This is a genomic window from Cognaticolwellia beringensis, assembly GCF_002076895.1.
In the GTDB taxonomy this organism is placed as follows: Bacteria; Pseudomonadota; Gammaproteobacteria; order Enterobacterales; family Alteromonadaceae; genus Cognaticolwellia; species Cognaticolwellia beringensis.
On sequence record NZ_CP020465.1, the window covers coordinates 2127562 to 2150663 of the forward strand.

The following is a 23102-nucleotide window of genomic DNA, read 5'->3' on the forward strand; positions in this document are numbered from 1 at the left end:
CGATCTTTGGCAGGTATTCTTGCAACATATTGTTACATTGTCATTACTTAATTTAACAATATGTTGCAATGATTTAATGTCAAGGTATGTCTTTATGCCTTGTTACTAATAATATCAAGCGCTTGGCTCAGCCTTTGGCAAACAGTATTCATTTCACTTTCAGTCAATGTTGGATGCACTAAGAACATTAAGCTAGTTTCACCTAAAGATTGAGCATGTTTCAATGCTACTTTAGGCTGAAGACCGGTTTGATCGAAAGCTTTTTCTTTATACACTTCAGAGCAGGTACCTGAATAACAAGGCACATTGAACTCGTTGATGATATTCATAATGTCGTCTCGAGAGATGCCCTCGGGGACTTTGTCATAATCAACAAAGACGTAACATTTGTAATAAGCATGAACGATATAATTAGGCACTGTTGGCACGACTAACCAAGGGTATAGTCGACAGACTTGAAATATTTTCTCAGCATTTTCATTACGAATTTTTGTCCACGTGGGCATGCGCTTGAGTTGAATACGGCCAATAGCCGATTGCATTTCTGTTAGTCGCCAATTGGTGCCAAAGCTTTCGTGTAGCCAACGATAACCTGGAGCATGTTGTTTTTCATAAACAGCGGCATAGGATTTGCCATGATCTTTAAAGGCCCAAGCCTTACTCCACAGCGTTTTGTCATTGGTGGTGAGCATGCCGCCTTCGCCGCCTGTGGTCATTATTTTGTCTTGGCAAAACGACCAAGCGCCGATATGGCCAATGCTACCCACGGATCTGCCTTTATATTTTGTGCCATGTGCTTGGGCACAATCTTCTATAACATAGAGATTATTTTGTTCGGCTAGCGTCATTATGCCGTCCATTTCACAAGGCCAGCCAGCTAAGTGAACACAAATAATCGCTTTGGTTTTTTCTGTTAATACAGCTTTAATTGTCGTTACACTGATGTTTTGGCTATCAAGTTCAACATCGGCAAAAATAGGTGTGGCGCCAGCGTTAATAATGCTACTTATCGACGCGATAAAAGTTCTTGAAGTAACAATGACTTCATCGCCTTCAGCAATCTCTAAAGCATTCAAAGCAAGGTCCAACGCTAAAGTGCCATTTGCAACCGCTACGGCATATTGACTATCAGTGTAAGCAGCGAACTCTTTTTCAAATTCTCGCCCTTGTTGGCCGGTCCAGTAGTTAACTTTATTAGACTGTAATACTTGGCTAACGGCTGTAATTTCTTCTTCGCTAAAGCTCGGCCATGGGGAAAGTTGCGTATTGAGCACAGGTGATCCTATAAAGTTTAAATAAGTGAACGAACAGGGCGGGCAGGTACGCCCAAATAAAGTTTATTGCTCTGGGTAGGTTTTGTTATCACCGCACCGGCACCAGACTGCGTGTTTTGGGCAAGAGTAATATATTCGACAACACTGCTGCCAATACCTAACCAAGACAATTTGCCAACATTAACACCACCAGCGATATTAACCCCCGGAGAAATATGACAATAAGCTTGGATATGACAGTCATGATCGATAGTCGCAGCAGTATTAATAATGCAACCCTCGTCGATACGTGCGCCGATATTTACCACGGCATTGGCAAAAATAACCACGCCTGGGCCGATATAACTATGTTTGCTGATAAAGGCTGTCGGGTGAATTAATGTCGCTAAGCAACGGTTCGCGGCAGATAGCTGCTGCAATATACTTGCTCGTATCGTGTTATTGCCAATGGCTACGATAAAGTTAACGTTTTCATCATATTCAACCCAGCTGTCGATAGGCCCAGCAATATGCCAGTGGTTTTTATCTTTAAGTTTTTCCAAACAGTCGTCGAGAAAAATAATCTCATTGTAGTGGCCGATATTTTCTGCACAATCAGCTGCGACAAGACCATGGCCGCCAGCGCCAATAATGACTAAGGTATTATTATTTTTCATTGTTGACCTGTAAACTTTTTCATTGTCGCTTCCTCGCTGGCGCTGATATCAGCTTGCGAGAAAACTTTTTGAATCGTGAGGTATATAATTTTAATATCTAACCATAAAGACTGATTATTTACATACCAAACATCGAGCTCAAATTTTTCTTGCCAGCTGATCGCGTTTCGTCCATTAACCTGCGCCCAGCCTGTAATGCCGGGTTTAACGTTATGTCTTCTTGCTTGCTGTTTGGAATATAGTGGCAAGTATTCAACCAACAAGGGCCTTGGTCCGACCAAACTCATATCGCCTTTTAACACCGAAAATAACCCTGGCAGTTCATCTAAACTTGAGTTTCTTAGTTTTATACCAAATTCGGTTAAGCGCTGATTATCGGGTAATGGAACACCATTTTTATCTTGCGCATCTCGCATGGAACGGAATTTTTTCATGGTAAATATCTTGCCATTCAAACCTGGCCTTTGTTGGCTGAATATGACCGGCTTACCTAAGTTATTAGCGACTTTACGGGTAATAATAAGATATAAAGGTGAGAGTATAATTAGCGTAAATAAAGCGGCTAATATATCTATAGTGCGTTTGATTATTTTATACATAATAACTAGTCAGCAATCAGGAAACCGAAAGCTGCAATGTTCCGTTTTCGCTTTTTGACTTTATTTTCCAATATAACAGGAGTAAATTGAACAGTACAATAATAACAAATTGATTTTCATATCTAAGTCTACTTATGCACGCTGTTGTTCGTTTATATTATTTATTACGTTGCTGCTATTTCAAAAAAACATCTGCCTTATCTAAGCTCACGCTTCACTTTAGCCGTGTTAATTTTGCATTTGATTTAAATGTGCTTGCTGCTAACGCAATTTCGCCCATGTCTCTTGTTAGATTAAATTATAAAGGCTAAGGCTTAATATGTTGAAGAATACTGCGCAGCAAAGCGTTTTGCATGTATTTATGAACTTAAATCTTGGCGGTGCTGAAAGTCGCATAATGGATTTATTTCGTAGCCAAGATGCTAATATTTTGGTGAATGATTTTGTAATTATGACCAACGAACACTGCTACTTTACCGATGAGGTTATTGCTAAAGGCGGGCAGGTTCACGTGATTGATAGCCCGCGAAATTCCATGATAAAAAGCCTTTGGCAATTGTATCAACTTTTGAAAGTAAAGCCGCAGTATACTGCGCTTCACGCTCATACCTCTTACTATTCTGGCTTATGTGTTTTTATTGCTTTTGTGGCTGGAATTTCAGCTCGAATAACCCATGCCCGCAATACCAGCACCGGTGCAGATAATTTACCAACCAGAATTATGTTGTTAGTTGGCAGAAAGTTAAGTGCAATATTTGCGACTAGCCGATTTGCGATTTCAACTGATGCCGGCAAGTTTTTATACGGTAACAAAGCACCTTTTAGCGTTGTGCCAAATGCTTTTGATTTTCGTAAAATAAGACACAAACAATGGGTTAAAGAGGATGAAAAATTACTCTACGACCTTGATCCAAAAGTACTTAATATTGTTTGTGTCGGTCGTTTCTATACGGTTAAAAATCATTTTTTTTTGTTAGATGTTATGCATCAATTAGCACAAAAAAATAACGACTTTTGTTTACATTTGATTGGCGACGGTGAACTAAACGAAGCAATGCAAGTGCAAGTTCAACGATTAGGTTTAGAAAAAAACGTCAGGTTTTGGGGCAAAAGAGCTGACGTTGATCAGTTGTTGTCTTTATTTGATGTCATGGTGATGACCTCAAAAAGCGAAGGGCTTGGAGTGGCAGCGTTAGAGGCGCAAGCTGCCGGTTTACCTTGTGTGCTGTCAGCGGGCATCCCTCTGGAAGCGGATATTGGTTTAGGGCTTTGTCTATATATTGATTTGAGTTTACCGCTTGATGAATGGGTCGATGCGATTCAACGACAGGCCTTGATTTCACCGGTGAGTAAGGTGGAAACAGATCAACAATTTGAACGTCGAGGATATAGTTTATCTGCTACTCGTCAGCGATACTTGGACGCATATTTACGCCATGAAAAAAATTAGAGTCTTACAAGTTATTCCTGCACTTACCTTAGGTGGTATATCTTCCGTGGTGATGAATTGGTATCGTCATTTAGATACCCATATGTACCAATTTGATTTTATTAGTTTTAATGATGGCCCGTTAAGGACTGAAATTTTGGCATTAGGGGGTAATATTCACCTTATCCCGACCATCAAGCAAAAGCCATTTGAGCACTTAAAGGCATTGAACGATATTTTATCAAAGGAGCATAGCTATGATGTTGTACATGTGCATAATAGTTTTAAAAATGGTGTGTTACTCTGGCTTGCTAAACGAAAGGGGATAAAGGTTCGCGTTTGTCATTCGCATACCAGTGGCGTTGAAAACAAGTTTTTGTTGCCATTTATGGGGGTGTTTAAAGCGATTGTTATGCGGGCAAGTAATGTGCACTTAGCTTGCGGAAAACAAGCCGGAGAATTTTTATACGGCCACAAGCCTTTTACTGTGATTAACAATGCTATTTCCGTGCAACGATATTTAGCTGATTCGAACGATACCCGTGAAATAAAAAAGCAATTTTTGTTGCCGAAGCATAAAAAATTAGTGCTGCATGTTGGGCGCTTTTCACTAGTGAAAAATCATCAGTTTTTGTTACAGCTCGCGCAGAATAACGCGTTAGATCCACTGATACATTTTGTCTGTGTTGGTGAAGGGCCATTAAAAGCAGAGTTTGCCGAAAAAATTCAACACGAAAATTTACAAGGGCGTTTTACTTTGTTACCAGCAACACCCGAAATCCCTCATTTATTGCAAAGTGCAGACGCTTTTATTATGCCGTCATTATTTGAAGGTATCTCCGTGGCTTTATTAGAAGCGCAAGCAGCAGCTTTACCCTGTTTAATTTCAAATACTATAGCGCAAGCGTCAGATATGGGGCTTGATTTAATTTCATTTAATCCGCTTGAAGACCTGTCGCCTTGGCTTGCGCAACTAAATAAATTACCTAGTGTTAACTTAACTTCTGAGAAAGTTACTCAGGCATTTTTTACAAAAGGATTTTCCACAGAAAGCGTGCTAGCGCAATTAACGGATATTTATAACTCGTGTGATATCGAATGATATTAAATAAGTTATCGCGGCTACTTAATATTGAAATTGGGCTTTGTGCTCTACTTATCGTGTTGTATGCGATAACCTCAAGTGAATTGCTGTTATTATTTGTGGTGTTCATTGGTGTTTCCTGTGCATTCGTCTTGCCATTTGGGCGCAGTATTCAGCTAGCGTTTTTTTTACTGCCTTGTACCGAGGTGTTTACACAGTCATCTTATATATCAATTTCGCTATTGACCTGTATTTTTTTGGCCATGTTTGGTCGATATATGCTGACCCATGTTGCAAAAACACAATATTCACAGCCAGGGTTATTGTTAATGCTGTTGGTATTGGTTTACGAATTGGCGCACATTATTTATAACCCTTTAATGGCTTCTTTTGTGACCGTGCGTTGGTCAATTTTCTTTATTTTCACGTCTTTGTTATTGTTCGATCGAAATAAGTATTGCTCATTTTCGCAATTACGTTTTGCACTTTTATGCGGTGTTATTACTTCAACTTTATTTGGCTTAATACAACAATATTTGGTGCTTTCTAATGCACATTCAATCAATGCTATTTCTCGTTTTTCAGGTGGAGCGGGTGATCCAAATAATTTTGGTTTGTTTTGCCTGCTACTGATTTATTTTTACTTACCGATTGTCCCAAGAGAAAAAATATCGCGATCAACCTTACTGATCATTTTGATGATGCTAACTTTTGGAGCATTAACCGTATCCCGTAGTTTCTTTATTGTCGCGACGCTGAGTTTAATGACTTATTTCATTTTTTATTTTCGTTCAGCGATAGGGGACATGTTTGTCCGTTTTCTTATTTTATTAAATGGTCTGTTGATTTTATTTTGTCTGTATTGGCTCAGCGGAGCTACTTTTTTGAGTGAGTTAGATATATTTGTTCGGTTTAGTGGTAATAACTTATCAGATTTAACTGGCTCTCGTAGTGATATATTGCAAGCATACATAACGCTTTTCTTCGAGCTACCTTATAACTTTGTGCTGTTTGGTGCTGGTATTAATGGTTACTTAGCCTATTACAATCATGACTTTTTACAGGCCGGCCTTTTTAATGAAGTGGTGGGGCCGCACAACACACTGCTTGAAATTGTGATAAGTTTTGGCTTAGTGGGTTTCAGTCTGTTTGCCACTTATATTTATTTTGGCTTTCGGGCTGAAAGAAATCGCGTTGCTAGTAGCCATATTTTTCGTTTAGCGTGGTTGCCAATTATCGTATTTATTTTGTACTGCTTTAGCCTACAAAACTTAGGTAAATATAGTAGCTACTTTATTTTAATGTTGATCGTTTATAACACGTATAGAAAAGACACTTAGATGACAGACTTAAGCCGTGAAAGGCGTAATGGCGTATTATTAAGTTATTGTTCAATAGCGATTCGAAATATTGCTGCTTTGCTTTTAATCCCTTTTATTATAAATCACTTAGGGGTTAGCGATTATGGTATTTATAGCCTAGTTTCCGCTTTGGCAGGCTATTTAATTGTTTTAGAGTTTGGCTTGGCAAATACCACCATTCGCTTTTTATCTGTCTATCAGGCCAATAACGATAAAACTAAAGAATCAGAATTTATCAGTAGTATTATTGTGCTATATGGCGCTTTAGCATTATTTGTTGTCGGTATTGGGCTGATTATTTGGTTTAAATTACCGACTATATTTCAACACTCAATGACCCTAGTTGAAATTCAATTATTGCAGACGGCATTTTTAGTGCTATTAGTTAACGTGGTTATTACGTTAATGAGTAATTCTCTTACCGGTATTATTAGTACCTATCAACGCTTTCGGTTTCAAAAAAGTACTGAAATATTGGTGTTTATCACTCGCTGTATTGTTGTTGTTGCCTGCTTACAATCAGGCTTTGGCGTTTTGGCTATTGTAATCATAGATACCATTACCAACCTGCTTCATAGCCTAATTCGATTTATTTACATTAAGCGATTTATTGATATTCAATTTAAGGCAAAATTACCTGACAAAGCGACGTTGAAAGAGATCTTTGTTTATTCATCTTTTATTGCCCTCAACGTTATTGTTAACCAAATTAACTGGCGTGTAGACAACTTAATTATTGGTACGTTAACCAATAGTAAAACATTGGGTATTTTTAATATTGGCAGCCAATTACTTTTCAGTTTTATGGCCTTTGCCAGTGCTATTTCGAATATATTTACCCCGAAAATTGTGCAAATGGTCAATCAAAATGTTTCTAATACCATATTAATGAAACAGCTTTGCATTATCGCTCGATATCAAATGATAGTGTTAGGCTATGTTTTTGTGATATTTGCTGCCTTTGGTGAATTATTTATCCAGTTATTTGTGGGGGCTGAGTTTGCACAAGCGTACTGGGTAGCATTAATTTCTATGGTGCCACTGATGTTTGTTTTAGCTCAAACCTCTACTAATGCGGTATTACAAGCCTTGAACAAGCATAAAATTCGGAGTTTATTACTACTGGTAACTGCACTAGCTAATATTGTTATTTCAATTATATTAGTGAAAAAAATGGGTATGATTGGCGCTTCATGGGGCACGGCAATTGCCTTATTTGTGGGAGAGTTAATCATGGTTAATATTTATTTATATCGTGTTATTCACTTGAATATGTGGCATTTATATCGTGAACTATTGCGCTATTCATTGCCGGCAATATTAACAACGTTGGCTTTAGCCATGCTTGTATCAGATTATATATCAGCGACCTGGTTAGGATTATTTATTGCCTGTGGGCTAACGGGTGTTATTTATGCGATATGTAGTTATTTTGTCAGCTTAGTGGCAAATGAGCGTAAAAAAATCAACCGATTAGTTTTTAAAAGTTAATTAAACAGTTTTGAATTTTTGCGATTAATGCCAAATTAAGTTTTTAATCGCTCGTGTTTTGTTATTAAGGTCGTATTTTTGAAAATAGTTATTATCGGGGCTTACCCAAACTCTATTATTGGCTTTCGTGGGTCATTGATCAGCACATTTGTTCGGGCAGGACATGAGGTTATTGTGATGACAGCCGCGGCTTCAGCTAGTGTTGTTGCCGACGTAACAGCGTTAGGTGCAACTTTTTCTCCTTACCCTGTCGAGCGTAACGGCTTAAACCCCTTTGCAGATATTAGAACACTATTTGCAATTAAAAAAACCTTACATTTATTACAACCTGACCATGTTCTTGCCTATACTATTAAGCCTATTATTTGGGGCGGTATTGCGTCTCGTATGATAGGTTTTAAAAATTTTCATGCCATGATCACAGGGCTAGGATATGCTTTCGAAAAAGGCGCTATCTCACGTAATTTAATCAACTTTATCGTTAAGCGTTTGTATAAATATTCTTTAGCCAAGGTTAAAAGTGTCATCTTCCAAAATCAAGATAATCGTAAATTATTTATTGAATTAGATCTGGTTGAGTCTGGGAAGTGTTATCGAGTTTTTGGCTCTGGGGTTGATATTAACGAATACCAACAACAGCCACTGCCAAGACAAGAAACAACTTTCTTACTTATTGCTAGATTATTAGGTGACAAAGGTATTAGAGAATTTGCTAGCGCCGCTAAAATGGTGAAACAGCGTTACCCTGAAGCTAAATTTCAGCTATTGGGGCCTTATGATAGTTCACCGGATAAAATAAGCATTGCTGAAGTAACACAATGGCAAAACGAAGGGCATATTCAGTATTTAGGAGAAACTGATAACGTAAAAGCTTTTATTCAAGCTTGCCATATTTATACACTACCTTCATATCATGAAGGTTTACCCAGAACTGTTCTGGAAGCTATGAGTATGGGGCGCCCGATACTCACAACTGATGCGACTGGATGTAGAGACACCGTAATTAATGGCGAGAATGGTTGGTTAGTACCGACACGTAATGCTGATGCCTTAGCTAATCGTATGATGTGGTTTATTGAGCACCCAGAACAATGGCAGTCTATGGCAGATAAAAGTCGGCATATGGTAGAGGATAAATTTGATGACAAGCAGGTGAATAAAGCGATTGGTACTATTATCGGCATTTAGTAACAACGAAAAAATGCTTATATCTATTAGAAATGATAAATAATGCAAATGATATTGATTCCTATTTAGTTTCGTGATTAAATGCGGGCAATTAAAATTATTGATTCTTATATAGGCTTAGGCATGCGAATTTCTTCTCTTTTTCAACCCGCTTTGATCGCTTTATCTGTTGTTAGTGCTTTGTCAAATACTGCTACAGCAGATGATGACATGGAACATTTAGCTATTTTTGGAAATGCTCAAGCAATTAATGACGTACCAGGCAGTGCTCATATGATTTCTCAGGCAGAATTAGAGAAATTCGACTTTACCGATATTATGCGTACCTTAACATCAGTTCCTGGTGTCTATGTATTAGAAGAAGATGGCTACGGCTTACGTCCAAACATTGGTATGCGTGGTACAGGCCAAAACCGTAGTGAAAAAGTTACTATAATGGAAGATGGTGTTTTAGCTGCACCAGCACCTTACTCTGCACCTTCAGCATATTACTTTCCAACCGCTGGCCGTATGCAACAAATTGAAGTATTAAAAGGTACCTCAAGTGCTATGTATGGTCCGCGTACAACCGGCGGTGTGGTAAACATGTTGTCGCGTACTATCCCAAACGAAGCGCTTGCTGGGCAAGTTAACCTTAGTGCTGGTGAAGACGGTTTTGCTAAAGCACATGCCTATGTTGGTGGTGCAGGAAAAAATGTCTCTTCAGTGGTCGAAGTATTTCGTTACCAAGCTGATGGTTTTAAAAGTGTGAACCATACCGGTGATGATACTGGTTTTGTAAAAAATGACATCATGGCAAAAGTGATGATCAACAGCGATGCCGACGCGAAACACTATCAAGAATTAGAGTTTAAATTAAAGTATTCTGATGAAAACTCTGATGAAACTTATATGGGATTAACCGAAGCTGATTTTGAAGCTAGTCCATATTCACGTTATTCCGCCTCACAGCTTGATAATATGGATACTAAGCATAAACAATTACAAATTAACCATCATATTAAATTATCTGAGCGTTTCACATTAGGCACTTCAGCTTACTATAACGAGTTTAGCCGTAACTGGTTTAAAACTAGTAGCGTTAACGGTAATGGCTTAAGTGATGGCGCTATTGATGACGCTGCTGCGTTTGATAATGGTACTTTTGGTAATGATGAAATTAGTGTTGATGTAAAAGCTAACAGCCGTGCTTATGAGTCTCAAGGTATTCAAACCGTTTTAGATGCCGACTTTGGCGCTCATCAAGTAAAATTTGGTGCGCGTTATCATGAAGATGAAATGGACCGTTTTCAGTGGGTAAATAAATACAGTTTAGATAATACAAATTATGAAATGACACTCACTGAAGCGGGTATTCATGGTGCAGACTCGAATCGTATTGATTCTGCAGAAGCTATTGCCTTATTCGTACATGATGAATACACCATTGGTGACTTTATCATCAATGCCGGTTTGCGCTATGAAGATATGACCATTTCTCGTAAAGACTGGGATAAAGGTGTTATTGATAGAAATGCACCATTGAAGAAAGATGTGAGTAACAATATTGAAGTATTATTGCCATCTTTAGCCGTAACTTACCGTGTTAATAATGATTTAATCATTATCGGTGGGGTACAAAAAGGTTTCGCACCACCAGCACCGGGTAACGATAAAACAGAAAATGAAGAAAGCATTAATTATGAATTAGGTTTGCGTTATAACAAGCAGGCGTTTAGTGGTGAAGCTTTATTTTTCTACTCTGATTATGAAAATATGCATGGCAACTGTACAGCAAGTCAAGGCTGTGATGATGAAAATATCGGCAACCAATATAATGCGGGCGAAGTAAAAGTTTCGGGTTTAGAAGTAAAAACAGGCTATGAATTTGCTGCAGGTGCGCTTACTATTCCGGTTGATTTAACTTATACCTTTACTACCACAGAGTTTCAAAACTCGTTCCAATCAGGTTTAGACACTTGGGGTAATGTAACCGTGGGCGACGAATTACCTTACGTACCTGAAAACCAATTACAGCTGAGTGTAGGTGTTGTTGGTGAGCAATGGCGCAGCGATATATTAGTACGTTATGTTGATGAAATGCGCACTACTGCTGGACAAGGTGCAGTATTTGCTAGTGAAGCAATTGCTAGCCACACGGTTGTTGATATGGCCGCGCATTACAATATTGCGGATAACCAAGAAATTACTTTCAGTGTTGATAACTTACTTGATAAAGAATATATGGCGACACGTGCGCATGGTTCGATTATGGCAGGTAAACCACGTAGTGTAACGTTGGGTTATAAATATAGTTTTTAAGTTAAAGCTGATTATTGAAAAAAGCGAGCCACGAGCTCGCTTTTTGCTTTTTAATTACCGGAATTAGTTAGACTGATATACAGTATTCAATACCAATTTGATTAATTTTAACCATTAAAAATGGGCAGCTAATTAATCAACTTGGTATAATAGCGTATGAATTTCTTTTTCGTAGGCTAATTGTTTCTCTAGATTAAAACCAACATGCCCACTGACAATTTGTCCTTGTCGATTAATGATGAAACTGCTTGGCATACCTTTTAGTTTATACTTTCTAGCAATTAAGCCTTTAGGATCGTAAATAACCGGAAAATTGGCTGGTATTGTCATTAAAAATTCGTCAGCTAACTCACGGCTATGATCCAAGTTAATACTGATGATGGTTAAGCCTTGTTCTTGATACTGCGCTTTTAAGTTATTCATCCAAGGAAATGATTTACGACATGGAATACACCAAGAAGCCCAAAAATCAACGTAAACGATATTACCAATTTCATTTTTTAAATGCTGGTCTAATAACTCAATTGTGTTCGAGTCAGCATTTACATTAACATTATCAGTCGCTGATACCTGGCTAGCAAATGTAATGATTGTTATAAGAAAAAAGCATATTTTAAAGTTTTGTATCACGATATAGCCAACATTATTTAAACCTTATTTATCGTCATTTAACCACGTTAGTTAGCAATAGCAAAATTTAGTGATTTTTTAAGATTTACCACAATGACTCAACAATTAGTTTTTAATTTTGGGTGATTAAATATAAGCTTGGTAAAATTGAGTTCAGTCACAAGTTAAGGGTACCGTATGACCATTAAGTTTTTTAGCCGAAAAAATAGTTATGATTATTTTTTGGTTTCGTGTTTATTGACTTTTTTTCTTAGTACACCATTACACGCTACACAGAGCCAATCACTCGATATGAATCAATGGCTAAAAGCACGATTTGGTGCTCAGCATGAGGCGCTTATTCCCATTGTTGCGGTCGCAGATATGCTTTACAGCTGCCAACAACAAAATCAAACAGATGAGAATTTAACGATTAAAGCCATGATTACCCAGTTAGACAAAAATACGTTGGCTGAAAAGCTAATTGCTTGCTTAGGCGAGGAGTCGCCTAAATCGGATACGGCATTAAATTATGGTTTGAAGGGCTGCTTTCATGAGCAATTATTACACTTATCTGTAGACGAAAAGCAGCAAAAAATGCGTTTAGTGACTGAAACAATTAAAGGTCTTTCAAGAAGTGAGCGTCAAAAAAGCTTCACTCAATGTGTTACCGATCAAGCGATTCATTATTTGAAATAGTTTTTAGCTTAAGGTTTAGGTGTTTTTTTATCATCTACAAATGCACTAGGCAGAATTTCGACCCCAACCCAGCGACCAATTTTTATCATTAGCGGTATAGTGATAGGGGCAAAAGGCAGAATAGCGAAAATACCAATGCCAAGGCCTTTTAAAATATCAACAAATTGTTGATTGGCAATACGCATTTCTTCAGGACTTGCATCTCGCTTTGTGTAGCGTTTGTAAATACTTAGCATGGCTCTGGTTTCGACCTTTTCTTGAGCTAAGGCAATTTTCACTTTAATCATGCTACGCTTAAGGCGGATGATATTACGCCTTTTACTGATACGTAAAACACGCAAAGGTACTTTGTGAAAGTGCTGCCAAATTCTCATGCGCGTATTCTCCCACAATATTTAGTCAAAGTAAGTAATTCAATTAACTAAACGAACGAGTAACATAATTTGTAACAAATGCTATCAAGCTGACGTAGAACAGTTTTTTATATTTGCAGTAATATGACTTATAGTTAAGCCAAGTTTAAAAATAATAAGTGGAACGAATAGTATGGGACATGAAACACCGAAAGTTTTGGTAGTAGACGATGATATGCGTTTACGTGCCTTACTGGAACGGTATTTAGTAGAGCAAGGATTTGTAGTTCGTAGTGCAGCAAACTCTGAGCAAATGGATAGATTGCTTGAGCGCGAAAACTTTCATCTGTTAGTGCTCGATTTAATGTTACCTGGAGAAGATGGCTTATCCATTTGTCGCCGATTACGCCAAAACTCGAATGATATTCCGATTGTTATGTTAACGGCGAAAGGTGATGAAGTAGACCGTATTATTGGTTTGGAGCTTGGCGCTGATGACTACATGCCAAAGCCTTTTAATCCTCGTGAACTATTAGCGCGTATTAAAGCGGTTTTACGTCGACGTGTACAAGAGGCTCCCGGTGCACCATCACAAGAAGAAAATATAATTTCTTTTGGTGAATATCAGTTGAATCTTGCCACACGTGAAATGGTGAAAGGCGATATTAATATGCCATTAACGAGCGGTGAGTTTGCGGTGTTAAAGGCATTGATTACGCATCCTCGAGAGCCATTATCGCGAGATAAGTTAATGAACTTAGCTCGCGGTAGAGACTACTCTGCCTTAGAGCGAAGTATTGATGTTCAGGTTTCACGCTTGCGTCGAATGCTAGAAGAAGATCCGGCAAAACCTCGTTATATTCAAACCGTTTGGGGTTTAGGATATGTATTTGTGCCTGAAGGAAAGTCTGTAGCATAATTTTACTGATACCAATTGCATTAATTAGATAGTCTACTTTACACGCAGTATTAGCTTGTTCTACCAGTAGAGATGGATCGGTAATTAATGAGATTGGTATAAAGTGCACGGAAAACAATTCTAACGTAGTAGAAGTCTATGAAAATATTGCCGCGCAGTGCCTTTGGTCAAACGGTACTCTTAATTGGTGTATTGCTGTTAATAAACCAAGTGGTGTCTTTTATATCGATGTCGATATATATAATTCAACCCAATGCCCAGCAAGTGAATCAACTGCTGGCGAAACAAGTACGAGTTGTCTTTATAGATATTGAAGATGAAGCGATAAGCCCTGCAATGGGGGAAGCATTTCAGCGCGAAACTGGCATTGGCGTTTATCGTGAAGCCGCCGCGATGAAATTGGGCTTACAAGATGCGGTGTATTATGCATTTCGCTCTGATGAAATGTCTAATCTACTAGGCGGCCCTGCTGAAGTAAGAATTTCTCAAGGTGATGAGTATTTGTTTTGGATACGCCCACCGCAAGCACCTAATTACTGGATTAAAATCCCTATAAATGGTTTAGAAGAAGAGAATTTTTCACCGTTGATTTTCGTGTTAATGATTTTAGGGATTTTAAGTGTGATGGGAGGCTGGATCTTTGTCCGACAACTTAATCGTCCACTAAGCGCATTACAACATGCTGCTCTTGATGTTGGTCGTGGTGACTTTCCAGAGCCATTAACGGAACGGGGGACAACTGAAATTGTGGCGGTAACCCGCGCTTTCAATCGCATGTCGAAAGGTATTAAGCAACTCGAAGATGACAGGAATTTATTGATGGCAGGTATATCACATGACTTACGTACACCATTAACCCGCATTCGATTAGCAACTGAAATGATCTCCCAACAAGATGAATTTTTAAAAGAGGGTATTGAAGGAGATATTGAAGATATGAACACCATCATAGATCAGTTCATTGATTATATTCGTCATGACAGTAAAGACAAAGCTGAGTTAGATGATATTAATATTTTGATTGATGAGGTAGTGCAGTCTGAAAGTGTTTTAGAGCGAGAAATTACTTTCAATGCAGAGCCTTTACCTAAAGTTCCTCTGCGTTACGTTGCAATGAAGCGTGCTCTGGCTAATTTAATTCAAAACGCTTTACGTTATTCTGATGGTAAAGTTACGGTGTCTACGTCATTTGACAAACGTAAACAGGAAGTTTGTTTTTGTGTTTGCGATGAAGGACCCGGTATTCCTGAAGTTGATATCGAACGTTTATTTCAACCTTTTACACAAGGAGATATCGCAAGAGGAACAGAAGGAAGTGGTCTAGGCTTGGCAATTATCAAGCGGATTGTCGATACCCACAGCGGTCGAGTAGAATTGTCGAACAGAATTGAAGGTGGGCTTCAGGCGAAAGTTTGTTTACCTATAAGTCATGGTTAGTCACTTGTGCTGATGGTAACAGATCTAGTCGTGAGTGAGTTTTAAAGCAATAGCGCATTAAAAAGCCGTCATAAATATGACGGCTTTTTGGCTTTTTATTTTAGTACGACAATGCTTTGATTATAGCTTTGGACCTGCTGCTACTAATGATTTACCGTTATCAGTATCAGTAAACTTATTAAAGTTGTTCACAAAGCGAGTGGCTAAACCAACTGCCTTTTCTTGCCACTGTGATGCCTCAGCATAAGTATTACGTGGGTCTAAAATATTATCGTCAACACCTTTGATGCTGGTTGGAATATCTAAATTGAATAATGGCAAAACTTGAGTTTCTGTATCATCAATTGATCCATCTAAAATAGCATCAATAATTGCGCGGGTATCTTTAATTGAAATACGTTTGCCTGTGCCATTCCAACCGGTATTGACCAAGTAAGCCTCGGCACCAGCAGCTTGCATACGTTTGCGAAGTACTTCAGCGTATTGTGTTGGGTGTAAGCTTAAAAATGCTGCACCAAAACAACTCGAGAATGCAGGTGTTGGTTCCGTAATGCCACGTTCAGTACCAGCAAGTTTCGCGGTGAAACCAGACAAGAAGTAATATTCTGTTTGTGCAGGTGTTAATTTTGCAACAGGGGGTAATACACCAAAAGCATCAGCGGTTAAGAAAATAACTTTTTTTGCATGGCCAGCACGAGATATAGGTTTAACAATGTTATCAATGTGATGAATCGGGTAAGAAACGCGAGTGTTTTCAGTTTTTGAATTATCGTCAAAATCAATCTTACCTTTCGCGTCAACAGTTACATTTTCCAGTAAGGCGTCACGACGAATAGCGTTGTAGATATCAGGTTCACTTTCTTTGCTTAAGTTGATGGTTTTTGCGTAACAACCGCCTTCAAAGTTAAATACACCGTTTTCATCCCAACCATGTTCATCATCACCGATAAGTTGGCGTTTAGGATCGGTTGATAAAGTTGTTTTACCCGTACCTGAAAGACCGAAGAAAACTGCAGTATCGCCATCTTCACCAACGTTAGCACTACAATGCATTGAAGCTATACCTTTTAGCGGCAATAAGTAGTTCATCATTGAGAACATACCTTTTTTCATTTCGCCGCCGTACCAAGTACCACCAATTAACTGAATACGTTCAGTTAAGTTAAAGGCAACGAAATTTTCAGAATTTAGGCCTTGTGCTTGCCAATTCGGATTCGTTGTTTTTGCACCATTCATTACGATGAAATCAGGTTCGTAAGTTTCTAATTCGACATCAGTCGGGCGAATGAACATGTTTTTAACAAAGTGAGCCTGCCAAGCTACTTCTGTAATAAAACGTACTTTTAAGCGTGTAGCTTCATCAGCGCCACAGTAAGTATCAACCACAAATAAACGCTTGCCTGACAACTGCTCGGTTACTAAGCCTTTAAGGCTTGTCCAAGTTTCTTGTGTCATTGGTTTATTGTCATTTTTACCTTGATCTGACCACCAAACCGTATCACGTGTTGTATCATCACGAACAATATACTTATCTTTTGGTGAGCGACCTGTAAAGATTCCGGTGTCTACTGAAATAGCGCCGAGTTCGGTAACAGTACCTTTGTCAAAACCTGTGAGGTCAGATCTTGTTTCCTCAGCAAAGAGTAACTCATAAGAAGGATTGTAAACTATCTCAGCAACATTACTGATGCCGTATGAAGATAAATCGATTGAGTTTTCTAAAGCTGCCATTGCGAATTCGCTCCTAAAGGTATGACGATTTTTAAATGATTAGTTTCGGTTTTCCGAGTTTGGGCAACAATTTTAGGTGATCGATGAGCAAAACGAAAGTTTTTTTTCTTTCGTTGTGAAAGTTTTCATAGATACTTTCATTATTTTGGCGTTTGAGATTATTATGAGTTGTATTAATAACCGTATTTATAAAGTGGGTATATATTTTTTTTTATAATTATAGCTAACAATAACAAATGGTTATTGTGCTAGTGGAGTTGACTGTATGGTCAAGAAAATGAGTTTGTTATTACTTTGTAAAGTCGAAATAAAATTTAAAAAATGTCGTTATAAATAGCGAATGAACACAAAATATTCATTCGCATACTTACCTAACGAAACTTTTAGCAGCGATTGTTAAACTTTTAGCAAGGATATTTTTGACTGTAAAAACCCGTCCGAAAGTTAAAAAATAGTCCTCATTCGAATATTCCATCTTCAGTGCTTATATCAGGATCACCACCATCGAGAATTTCACTACTAATATCTTGGCTTATATATTCAGTCGGGGCTGTGCCTAATTCGAAATACTCGAACTGACTTGACCTATCTGTTTTAGTCGTCAATTTTCCTGATAATTTATCTATTCGGACAGACATTAGCGCTTCAGGTTGCTCAAAAGGTTCAACAGGAAGATCTGCAAGGGCTTCTTTCATAAAATTGATCCAAACGGGCTGTGCTGATTTAGCACCAAATTCTTTACCTGTAGTTTGAGCTTTACCTAAATTACTGTTGTAGCTTGTTTGTCCAAGGTTCCGACTGGGGTTGTCAAAACCGATCCAAGATGTTGTTACTAAACGGCGACTATAGCCAGAAAACCATGCATCTTTTGCCTGGTTTGTCGTGCCTGTTTTACCGGCAATATCTTTACGTTTAAGGGCACGTGCACGAAAACCTGTGCCTTGCCAAAAAGGTTTTATATTCCAGTCGGCGCCCCAGATTGCAGAGTTAAGTGCTTCGGTCATTAAGAATGCATTTTGAGCACTGATAACACGCGGGGCTTTAATGATTGGTATTGGTGGTAGTGGTTCATGCTCAGAAGTTACCAACTCAATGCTGTCAATGCTGTCACTGCTGACATCGTTTGCTTTTGTTAATGTTTCAGTCGTCTCATCACAACGGTCACATGCAATGGCTGGATTGGCTTGAAATAATACTTTACCAAAAGAGTCTTCAATACGTTCAATTAAGTAAGGTGTAATTAAAAAACCACCATTGGCAAATGTGGCGAAGCCAGTGGCTACTTCTAACGGTGTTAAAGACGCAGAACCAAGTGCTAACGACTCGTTACGTGGCAAGTCAACAGGATTAAAACCAAAACGTGCTAAATAAGGAATCACCTTATCTAAGCCGACCTCCCTAAGTAAACGAACAGCAATTACGTTTTTAGACTGCGCTAATGCTAGGCGAAAGCGTATCTCGCCGCTATAAACAGGTGGTGAATTTTTAGGACGCCAAACCACACCAGAACTTCTATCCCATTGGTTAATAGGGGCATCATTGACTATAGATGCCAAAGTATAACCGCTGTCTAGCGCTGCAGAATAAATAAAAGGTTTAATGTTCGAACCTACTTGACGTTTTGCTTGGGTAACACGGTTAAATTGGCTTTGCTGAAAACTGAAACCACCCACTGCGGCTTTTATAGCGCCATTATCTGTTGCTAGGGAGATCAATGCCGAGCTGACTTCAGGTAATTGACTTAGACGATAGCTATCCTCCGTTGGAGCAACCATAACAATATCACCAAGTGCTAAAATATCACTAGCGACAGTTGGAGGTGTCGCTTGTTTATCATCATTAATATACGCACGTGCCCAAGCTAAGCCTTGCCAATTGATGTTGACCTCTGAACCATCTTGTAGTGTCACTTTTGCAGCGCGTTCGAAAATAGCAGTAACAACCGCAGGTTCAATTGAGTGATAACTGGAGAGGGGAGCTAGTGCGGCTATTATCTCTTCGTTAGTGATTGGTGCCATTGTAATTTCGCTCGAATCACTTGTACTATTTGTTTTGGCTTGGTCATCAAGGGGTCGTAAGGTATTAATAGGTCCGCGATACCCATGACGTTGATCATAGGAGAATATATTATTAACTACCGCTTGTTGAGCAGCATATTGCAGTTTTGAGGTTACTGTGGTGAACACTTTGTAACCTCCGGTATACGCAGCCTCTTTGCCAAAGCGATCTACCATCTCTTGATGCGCCATCTCAGCAATATATGGCGCGCTTAGCTCGATTTCAGCGCCGTGTTTAATCGCCGTAATAGGTTCTTTATTTGCCGCTGACATTTCTTCAGCAGTAATATAGTCAGAAATATACATGCGCTGTAATACCACGGCTCTGCGCTGTAATGCTCTATCAGGTCGGCTAATAGGGTTCATGGTTGATGGTGCTTTAGGTAAACCAGCTAATACGGCTATTTGCGCTAAGGTCAGTTCTTTAACGTCTTTACCATAATAAACCTGAGCTGCGGCTCCAAATCCAAAAGAGCGATGCCCTAAGGAAATTTTATTCATATAAAGCGTAAGTATTTCATCTTTTGATAACAGGCTTTCAATATGAAAAGAAATAAATATTTCGCGAATTTTACGGACATAAGTTTGTTCACGAGATAGAAAAAAGTTTCGTGCAACTTGCATAGTGATGGTACTTGCACCTCCTTTATTTTGACCTGTTAATTGTCCTATGATGGCGCGCGCCATACCAATCGGGTCAACACCAAAATGAAGGTAAAAACGATCATCTTCAGTCGCTAATATCGCATTAATTAATTGCTGCGGCATTTCTTCTAAAGTTAAAGGAATCCGTTTTTTTTCACCAAATTGGGAGATTAGTTTGCCGTCAGCACTAAAAATTTGCATGGGTGTTTGCCATTGCAAATCTTTTAATGATTCGACACTGGGTAAATTGGCGCGCATAGACATGTAGATTCCAGCGAGAGCCAAAAATCCGATAAATATCAACACAGCACCCGTTTTTAACAGGTTTTTTATAGAAAACACAAAAAAATGCTCGATAAAAGTTATAAAATAGACGTAATAGTACTAGTATATCCTGTAAAAGCATGTAATAAATGTATTTATACGAACTTTATACCTAATATTATTATAATAAAATGTTCTAGTAGGATTCTATGTTAAGTAGTTTATGGAAAAAAAAGACCTCTTTAATGGTTGGAATTGACATTGGTTCTCACTCTATTAAGGCTGTTTTACTGAACCAAAACGAAAACGGATATGTTCTTGAAACTGTCGCTATTGAACCCATGCCAAGAGGGGCTATTGTCGATAGAGAAATTCAAGACATAGATGCCGTTGGTAAAGTGGTTGCCAAAATTCGAAAAAAAATCTCCTCGTCTGTTGGACAAGCGGCATCTGCTGTATCTGGTCAAACGGTGATCACAAAAATAATATATATGGATGTTGCGTTAACCGAACAAGAATTGGCTAGCCAGATAGAAATTGAAGCTGACAGTCTAATACCTTACCCGTTAGATGAAGTGAGTCTTGATTTTGAGTCACTCGATATTAATGAATCTGATCCAAGTAAAATCAATGTTTTACTCAGCGCAGCACGTACAGAGTCTGTTGAAGCTAGAGTTGCGGCATTAGAAGCGGGTGGTTTTGAAACTAAAGTTATTGATGTCGAGTCTTACGCTATCAGCCGTGCGTATGATTTAACCTTAAGCCAGCTACCCGATGACGCCGCTGGTAAAGTGATAGCTACCGTAGATTTGGGCGCGACCATGACATTATTTTCGGTTACAGAAGCTGGTAACCATATTTACAGTCGCGACCAACTTTTTGGTGGTGAACAATATACTCGTTCCATTGTTTCTTATTATAATAAATCGTTTGAAGAAGCTGAGATAGCGAAGTTAAGCGATGATCTACCTCCCAATTACACCTTCGAAGTTTTAGCGCCTTTTCATACGATACTGGTGCAGCAAATTCGTCGTGCCATCCAAATGTTTTTGACTACAAGTGGTAAAGAAAAAATTGATTATTTAGTTATTTCAGGTGGCAGTGCTTCAGTGGAAGGCGTTGAGCAACTTTTAACAGAAGAATTGGGCATTCATACCGTAATAGCAAATCCTTTCGCAGGGATGGAAATTTCTAGCACTATTAATCAAGAAGAGTTAGCCAACACAGCACCACGCTTTATGGTGGCGGCTGGTTTAGCCTTAAGGAGTTTTACCCCATGGCATATATAAATTTATTACCATGGCGTGAAGAAGCTGAAAAAGCCAAACAACGAGAATACTTTACGGTATTAACCATAGTAGCATTAGCGGCATTTATTATTGTTTTTTCAGTGAATCAGTTTTATCAAATTCGAATTGACGGCCAAAATACCCGAAATCAGTTTTTACAAAATGAAATTCAAATACTCGATTTACGGATTTCGAAGATAAAGTCTTTAAACGAAAAGAAAAAAGAACTTGAAAAACGCACTAGTGTTGTCGAACAGTTGCAGCGTAGCCGCAATGTAGCCACACAAGTTTTAGACGAAATAGCAAAAATAGTGCCGAATGGTATTTATCTTACGCGTCTAGAAAAACAAGATAACAGCTTAAATATTATCGGTAAAAGTGAGTCAAATAACCACTTGGCTAATATGATCAGAGAAATAGAAAGTTCTGATTTGTTTGAAGATGCAATACTTGAATCGATAACCTCAAATGATGCAAAAAGTAAATTATTAAGTGATTTTAAAATGCGTGTTCGAATTAAAGGTTTAATTAACTTAAACGAACAGACTACGCAAGGAGCACCATAATGAATTTTGATTTATCGGAATTTATGGAGCAATTTGATGGCTTAGAGCTTGATAATATTGGACAATGGCCAAAAGCAGCCAAAATTGTTTTATCAATATTTTTGGTTATCTTAGTATTAGGTTTAGGTTATGTATTAATGGTCAGTGACCAAATTAAGCAGCTTGAACGCGTAACAGCAGAAGAGACTACCTTAAAGCAACAATATCAAGCTAAATATCATATAGCGGCTAACTTAGAACTATTTGAAGAACAAATGGTTGAAGCTGAAGCGATGTTTGCAAATCAGTTGAAAAGTTTACCTGAAAGCCATGAAACTCCTGGCTTATTAGATGACATTACCTTTGTCGGTACAACTACTGGGCTTGATTTTGTTAAATTAAATTGGCAGCCGGAAATAGAGCAAGAAATTTATATCGAGTTACCCATCGATATTGAGGTGCTGGGTTCTTATCATGAATTTGGACAATTTGTTAGTCGAATTGCTGGCTTACCTCGTATAGTTACCCTGCATAATTTTGACATAAATTTGCAAAAACAAGCCTCAGGTGACTTAAAATTAAAGCTGCAAGCTAAAACGTATCGTTATCGGGAGGCCACTGAATAATGAAAAAATTAATATTATTGAGTGCTGTAATGTTGACGGGTTGTTTTAGTGACACAGATGACTTGAAACAACATATTGTGAATGTTCAGTCAGAGACTTCTAGCACGATTGACCCGATGCCTGAAGTGAGGGTATTTGATCACTTTGATTATTCAGCTGATGTACTCCGAAGTCCGTTTGATGTGCCTAAGCCTGAAGCTATTCAAGAAAAAATTCAACAAATGTCGGGCTGTTTGAGTCCAGACCCACGTCGAAGAAAGCAGCCTTTGGAGAAGTTTTCACTTAGCGATTTAGTGATGCGTGGCACCTTAGGTGAATTAGGCGTTACTTGGGCACTCGTCGAGGCGTCTGACAATACCTTGCACAGAGTTGCTGTTGGAAGCTATGTCGGTTTATATCATGGTAAAATTACCACGGTAAGCCAAGATAATGTAAAAGTATTAGAGTTAATCCCAGATGGCGCTGGGTGCTGGGTGGAACGTGAAACTGTCGTTACCATGACGGAGACAAGTGCAGAGGGGCAAAGGAAGTAATGTTGCTATTTA

Annotated in this window: 20 protein-coding genes; 13 read left to right on the forward strand and 7 right to left on the reverse strand. The window is 38.5% G+C overall.

The features are described 5' to 3' along the window. Window positions 1-92: 92 nt before the first annotated feature. Genes B5D82_RS08975 through B5D82_RS08985 form a run of 3 tightly spaced genes read right to left on the reverse strand, consistent with a single transcriptional unit; the run spans window position 93 to window position 2529 of the window. Window positions 93-1274 carry a DegT/DnrJ/EryC1/StrS family aminotransferase gene (locus B5D82_RS08975; RefSeq protein WP_081150942.1) on the reverse strand — a complete coding sequence of 394 codons (1182 nt, stop codon included), beginning with the start codon at window positions 1272-1274 and terminating at the stop codon, window positions 93-95. A 17-nt stretch (window positions 1275-1291) separates the two neighbouring features. Next, window positions 1292-1930 carry an acetyltransferase gene (locus B5D82_RS08980; RefSeq protein ID WP_081150944.1) on the reverse strand — a complete coding sequence of 213 codons (639 nt, stop codon included), beginning with the start codon at window positions 1928-1930 and terminating at the stop codon, window positions 1292-1294. Then, window positions 1927-2529, reverse strand: a complete 603-nt coding sequence (locus B5D82_RS08985) for a sugar transferase (RefSeq protein ID WP_157673862.1) — start codon at window positions 2527-2529, stop codon at window positions 1927-1929. Before B5D82_RS08985 ends, B5D82_RS08980 begins: the two co-directional genes overlap by 4 nt. A 319-nt stretch (window positions 2530-2848) precedes the next feature. Here B5D82_RS08985 and B5D82_RS08990 point away from each other — a divergent pair, with 319 nt between their 5' ends. The 6 genes from B5D82_RS08990 to B5D82_RS09015 all read left to right on the forward strand — a co-directional run bounded on the left by B5D82_RS08990 (window position 2849) and on the right by B5D82_RS09015 (window position 11383). Beyond that, window positions 2849-3979 (forward strand): glycosyltransferase, encoded by a 1131-nt coding sequence (locus B5D82_RS08990; RefSeq protein ID WP_081150945.1) that lies wholly within the window; start codon window positions 2849-2851, stop codon window positions 3977-3979. Next, a complete protein-coding gene (locus B5D82_RS08995) occupies window positions 3966-5060 on the forward strand; it encodes a glycosyltransferase (RefSeq protein ID WP_081150947.1) in 1095 nt (364 codons plus the stop codon). Before B5D82_RS08990 ends, B5D82_RS08995 begins: the two co-directional genes overlap by 14 nt. Further along, on the forward strand, window positions 5057-6382 hold the full coding sequence (locus B5D82_RS09000; protein WP_081150949.1) for an O-antigen ligase family protein: 1326 nt from the start codon (window positions 5057-5059) through the stop codon (window positions 6380-6382). Before B5D82_RS08995 ends, B5D82_RS09000 begins: the two co-directional genes overlap by 4 nt. Next, complete coding sequence (locus tag B5D82_RS09005) at window positions 6383-7894, forward strand: oligosaccharide flippase family protein (RefSeq protein WP_081150951.1); 1512 nt, start codon at window positions 6383-6385, stop codon at window positions 7892-7894. A gap of 78 nt (window positions 7895-7972) precedes the next feature. Then, entirely contained in the window at window positions 7973-9082 is a 1110-nt protein-coding gene (locus B5D82_RS09010; protein WP_081150953.1) for a glycosyltransferase family 4 protein, read from the forward strand. A gap of 123 nt (window positions 9083-9205) precedes the next feature. Then, entirely contained in the window at window positions 9206-11383 is a 2178-nt protein-coding gene (locus tag B5D82_RS09015) for a TonB-dependent receptor family protein (protein ID WP_081154424.1), read from the forward strand. 132 nt (window positions 11384-11515) lie between these two features. Here the strand turns inward: B5D82_RS09015 and B5D82_RS09020 are convergent, their stop codons facing one another. Beyond that, a complete protein-coding gene (locus B5D82_RS09020; protein ID WP_081150955.1) occupies window positions 11516-12013 on the reverse strand; it encodes a TlpA disulfide reductase family protein in 498 nt (165 codons plus the stop codon). Between the two features lie 177 nt (window positions 12014-12190). Here B5D82_RS09020 and B5D82_RS09025 point away from each other — a divergent pair, with 177 nt between their 5' ends. Further along, complete coding sequence (locus tag B5D82_RS09025) at window positions 12191-12691, forward strand: hypothetical protein (RefSeq protein ID WP_081150957.1); 501 nt, start codon at window positions 12191-12193, stop codon at window positions 12689-12691. An 8-nt stretch (window positions 12692-12699) separates the two neighbouring features. On the opposite strand, the gene B5D82_RS09030 is transcribed toward B5D82_RS09025, so the two are convergent. Further along, window positions 12700-13065, reverse strand: coding sequence for a hypothetical protein (locus B5D82_RS09030; protein WP_081150959.1), 366 nt, complete (start codon window positions 13063-13065; stop codon window positions 12700-12702). A 172-nt stretch (window positions 13066-13237) separates the two neighbouring features. On the opposite strand from B5D82_RS09030, the gene ompR reads away from it, so the two are divergent. Together ompR and envZ are read left to right on the forward strand one after the other, a co-directional pair. Then, window positions 13238-13963, forward strand: a complete 726-nt coding sequence (ompR, locus tag B5D82_RS09035; protein WP_081150962.1) for an osmolarity response regulator transcription factor OmpR — start codon at window positions 13238-13240, stop codon at window positions 13961-13963. 138 nt (window positions 13964-14101) lie between these two features. Next, window positions 14102-15400: a two-component system sensor histidine kinase EnvZ gene (gene envZ / locus B5D82_RS09040; RefSeq protein ID WP_081150964.1), complete on the forward strand. Its 1299-nt coding sequence runs from the start codon at window positions 14102-14104 to the stop codon at window positions 15398-15400. 120 nt (window positions 15401-15520) lie between these two features. Here envZ and pckA read toward each other — a convergent pair whose 3' ends face one another. Next, window positions 15521-17131 (reverse strand): phosphoenolpyruvate carboxykinase (ATP), encoded by a 1611-nt coding sequence (pckA, locus tag B5D82_RS09045; RefSeq protein WP_081150967.1) that lies wholly within the window; start codon window positions 17129-17131, stop codon window positions 15521-15523. 458 nt (window positions 17132-17589) lie between these two features. After that, complete coding sequence (locus B5D82_RS09050) at window positions 17590-20175, reverse strand: penicillin-binding protein 1A (RefSeq protein ID WP_094122784.1); 2586 nt, start codon at window positions 20173-20175, stop codon at window positions 17590-17592. 131 nt (window positions 20176-20306) lie between these two features. Here B5D82_RS09050 and B5D82_RS09055 point away from each other — a divergent pair, with 131 nt between their 5' ends. From B5D82_RS09055 to B5D82_RS09070, 4 genes are read left to right on the forward strand one after another with little or no spacing between them, the layout of a single operon-like run. Next, a complete protein-coding gene (locus tag B5D82_RS09055) occupies window positions 20307-21386 on the forward strand; it encodes a pilus assembly protein PilM (protein ID WP_081150971.1) in 1080 nt (359 codons plus the stop codon). After that, window positions 21374-21952: a PilN domain-containing protein gene (locus B5D82_RS09060; RefSeq protein ID WP_081150973.1), complete on the forward strand. Its 579-nt coding sequence runs from the start codon at window positions 21374-21376 to the stop codon at window positions 21950-21952. Before B5D82_RS09055 ends, B5D82_RS09060 begins: the two co-directional genes overlap by 13 nt. After that, complete coding sequence (locus B5D82_RS09065; protein WP_081150975.1) at window positions 21952-22557, forward strand: type IV pilus inner membrane component PilO; 606 nt, start codon at window positions 21952-21954, stop codon at window positions 22555-22557. Before B5D82_RS09060 ends, B5D82_RS09065 begins: the two co-directional genes overlap by 1 nt. Continuing rightward, the gene (locus B5D82_RS09070; protein WP_172820633.1) at window positions 22557-23090 is read left to right on the forward strand and encodes a pilus assembly protein PilP; all 534 of its coding nucleotides are present in this window, start codon (window positions 22557-22559) and stop codon (window positions 23088-23090) included. The genes B5D82_RS09065 and B5D82_RS09070 overlap by 1 nt, the downstream gene beginning before the upstream one ends. Window positions 23091-23102 lie beyond the last annotated feature (12 nt).

Bases quoted from the DNA above. Each gene is read 5' to 3' on its own strand.
- envZ (WP_081150964.1), top strand. From the start codon at position 14,102: ATGAAAATATTGCCGCGCAGTGCCTTTGGTCAAACGGTACTCTTAATT.
- B5D82_RS08985 (WP_157673862.1), bottom strand. From the start codon at position 2,529: ATGTATAAAATAATCAAACGCACTATAGATATATTAGCCGCTTTATTT.
- B5D82_RS09055 (WP_081150971.1), top strand. From the start codon at position 20,307: ATGTTAAGTAGTTTATGGAAAAAAAAGACCTCTTTAATGGTTGGAATT.
- B5D82_RS08995 (WP_081150947.1), top strand. From the start codon at position 3,966: ATGAAAAAAATTAGAGTCTTACAAGTTATTCCTGCACTTACCTTAGGT.
- B5D82_RS09005 (WP_081150951.1), top strand. From the start codon at position 6,383: ATGACAGACTTAAGCCGTGAAAGGCGTAATGGCGTATTATTAAGTTAT.
- B5D82_RS09065 (WP_081150975.1), top strand. From the start codon at position 21,952: ATGAATTTTGATTTATCGGAATTTATGGAGCAATTTGATGGCTTAGAG.
- pckA (WP_081150967.1), bottom strand. From the start codon at position 17,131: ATGGCAGCTTTAGAAAACTCAATCGATTTATCTTCATACGGCATCAGT.
- B5D82_RS09060 (WP_081150973.1), top strand. From the start codon at position 21,374: ATGGCATATATAAATTTATTACCATGGCGTGAAGAAGCTGAAAAAGCC.
- B5D82_RS09000 (WP_081150949.1), top strand. From the start codon at position 5,057: ATGATATTAAATAAGTTATCGCGGCTACTTAATATTGAAATTGGGCTT.
- B5D82_RS09030 (WP_081150959.1), bottom strand. From the start codon at position 13,065: ATGAGAATTTGGCAGCACTTTCACAAAGTACCTTTGCGTGTTTTACGT.
- B5D82_RS08980 (WP_081150944.1), bottom strand. From the start codon at position 1,930: ATGAAAAATAATAATACCTTAGTCATTATTGGCGCTGGCGGCCATGGT.
- B5D82_RS08990 (WP_081150945.1), top strand. From the start codon at position 2,849: ATGTTGAAGAATACTGCGCAGCAAAGCGTTTTGCATGTATTTATGAAC.
- ompR (WP_081150962.1), top strand. From the start codon at position 13,238: ATGGGACATGAAACACCGAAAGTTTTGGTAGTAGACGATGATATGCGT.
- B5D82_RS09015 (WP_081154424.1), top strand. From the start codon at position 9,206: ATGCGAATTTCTTCTCTTTTTCAACCCGCTTTGATCGCTTTATCTGTT.
- B5D82_RS09070 (WP_172820633.1), top strand. From the start codon at position 22,557: ATGAAAAAATTAATATTATTGAGTGCTGTAATGTTGACGGGTTGTTTT.
- B5D82_RS09025 (WP_081150957.1), top strand. From the start codon at position 12,191: ATGACCATTAAGTTTTTTAGCCGAAAAAATAGTTATGATTATTTTTTG.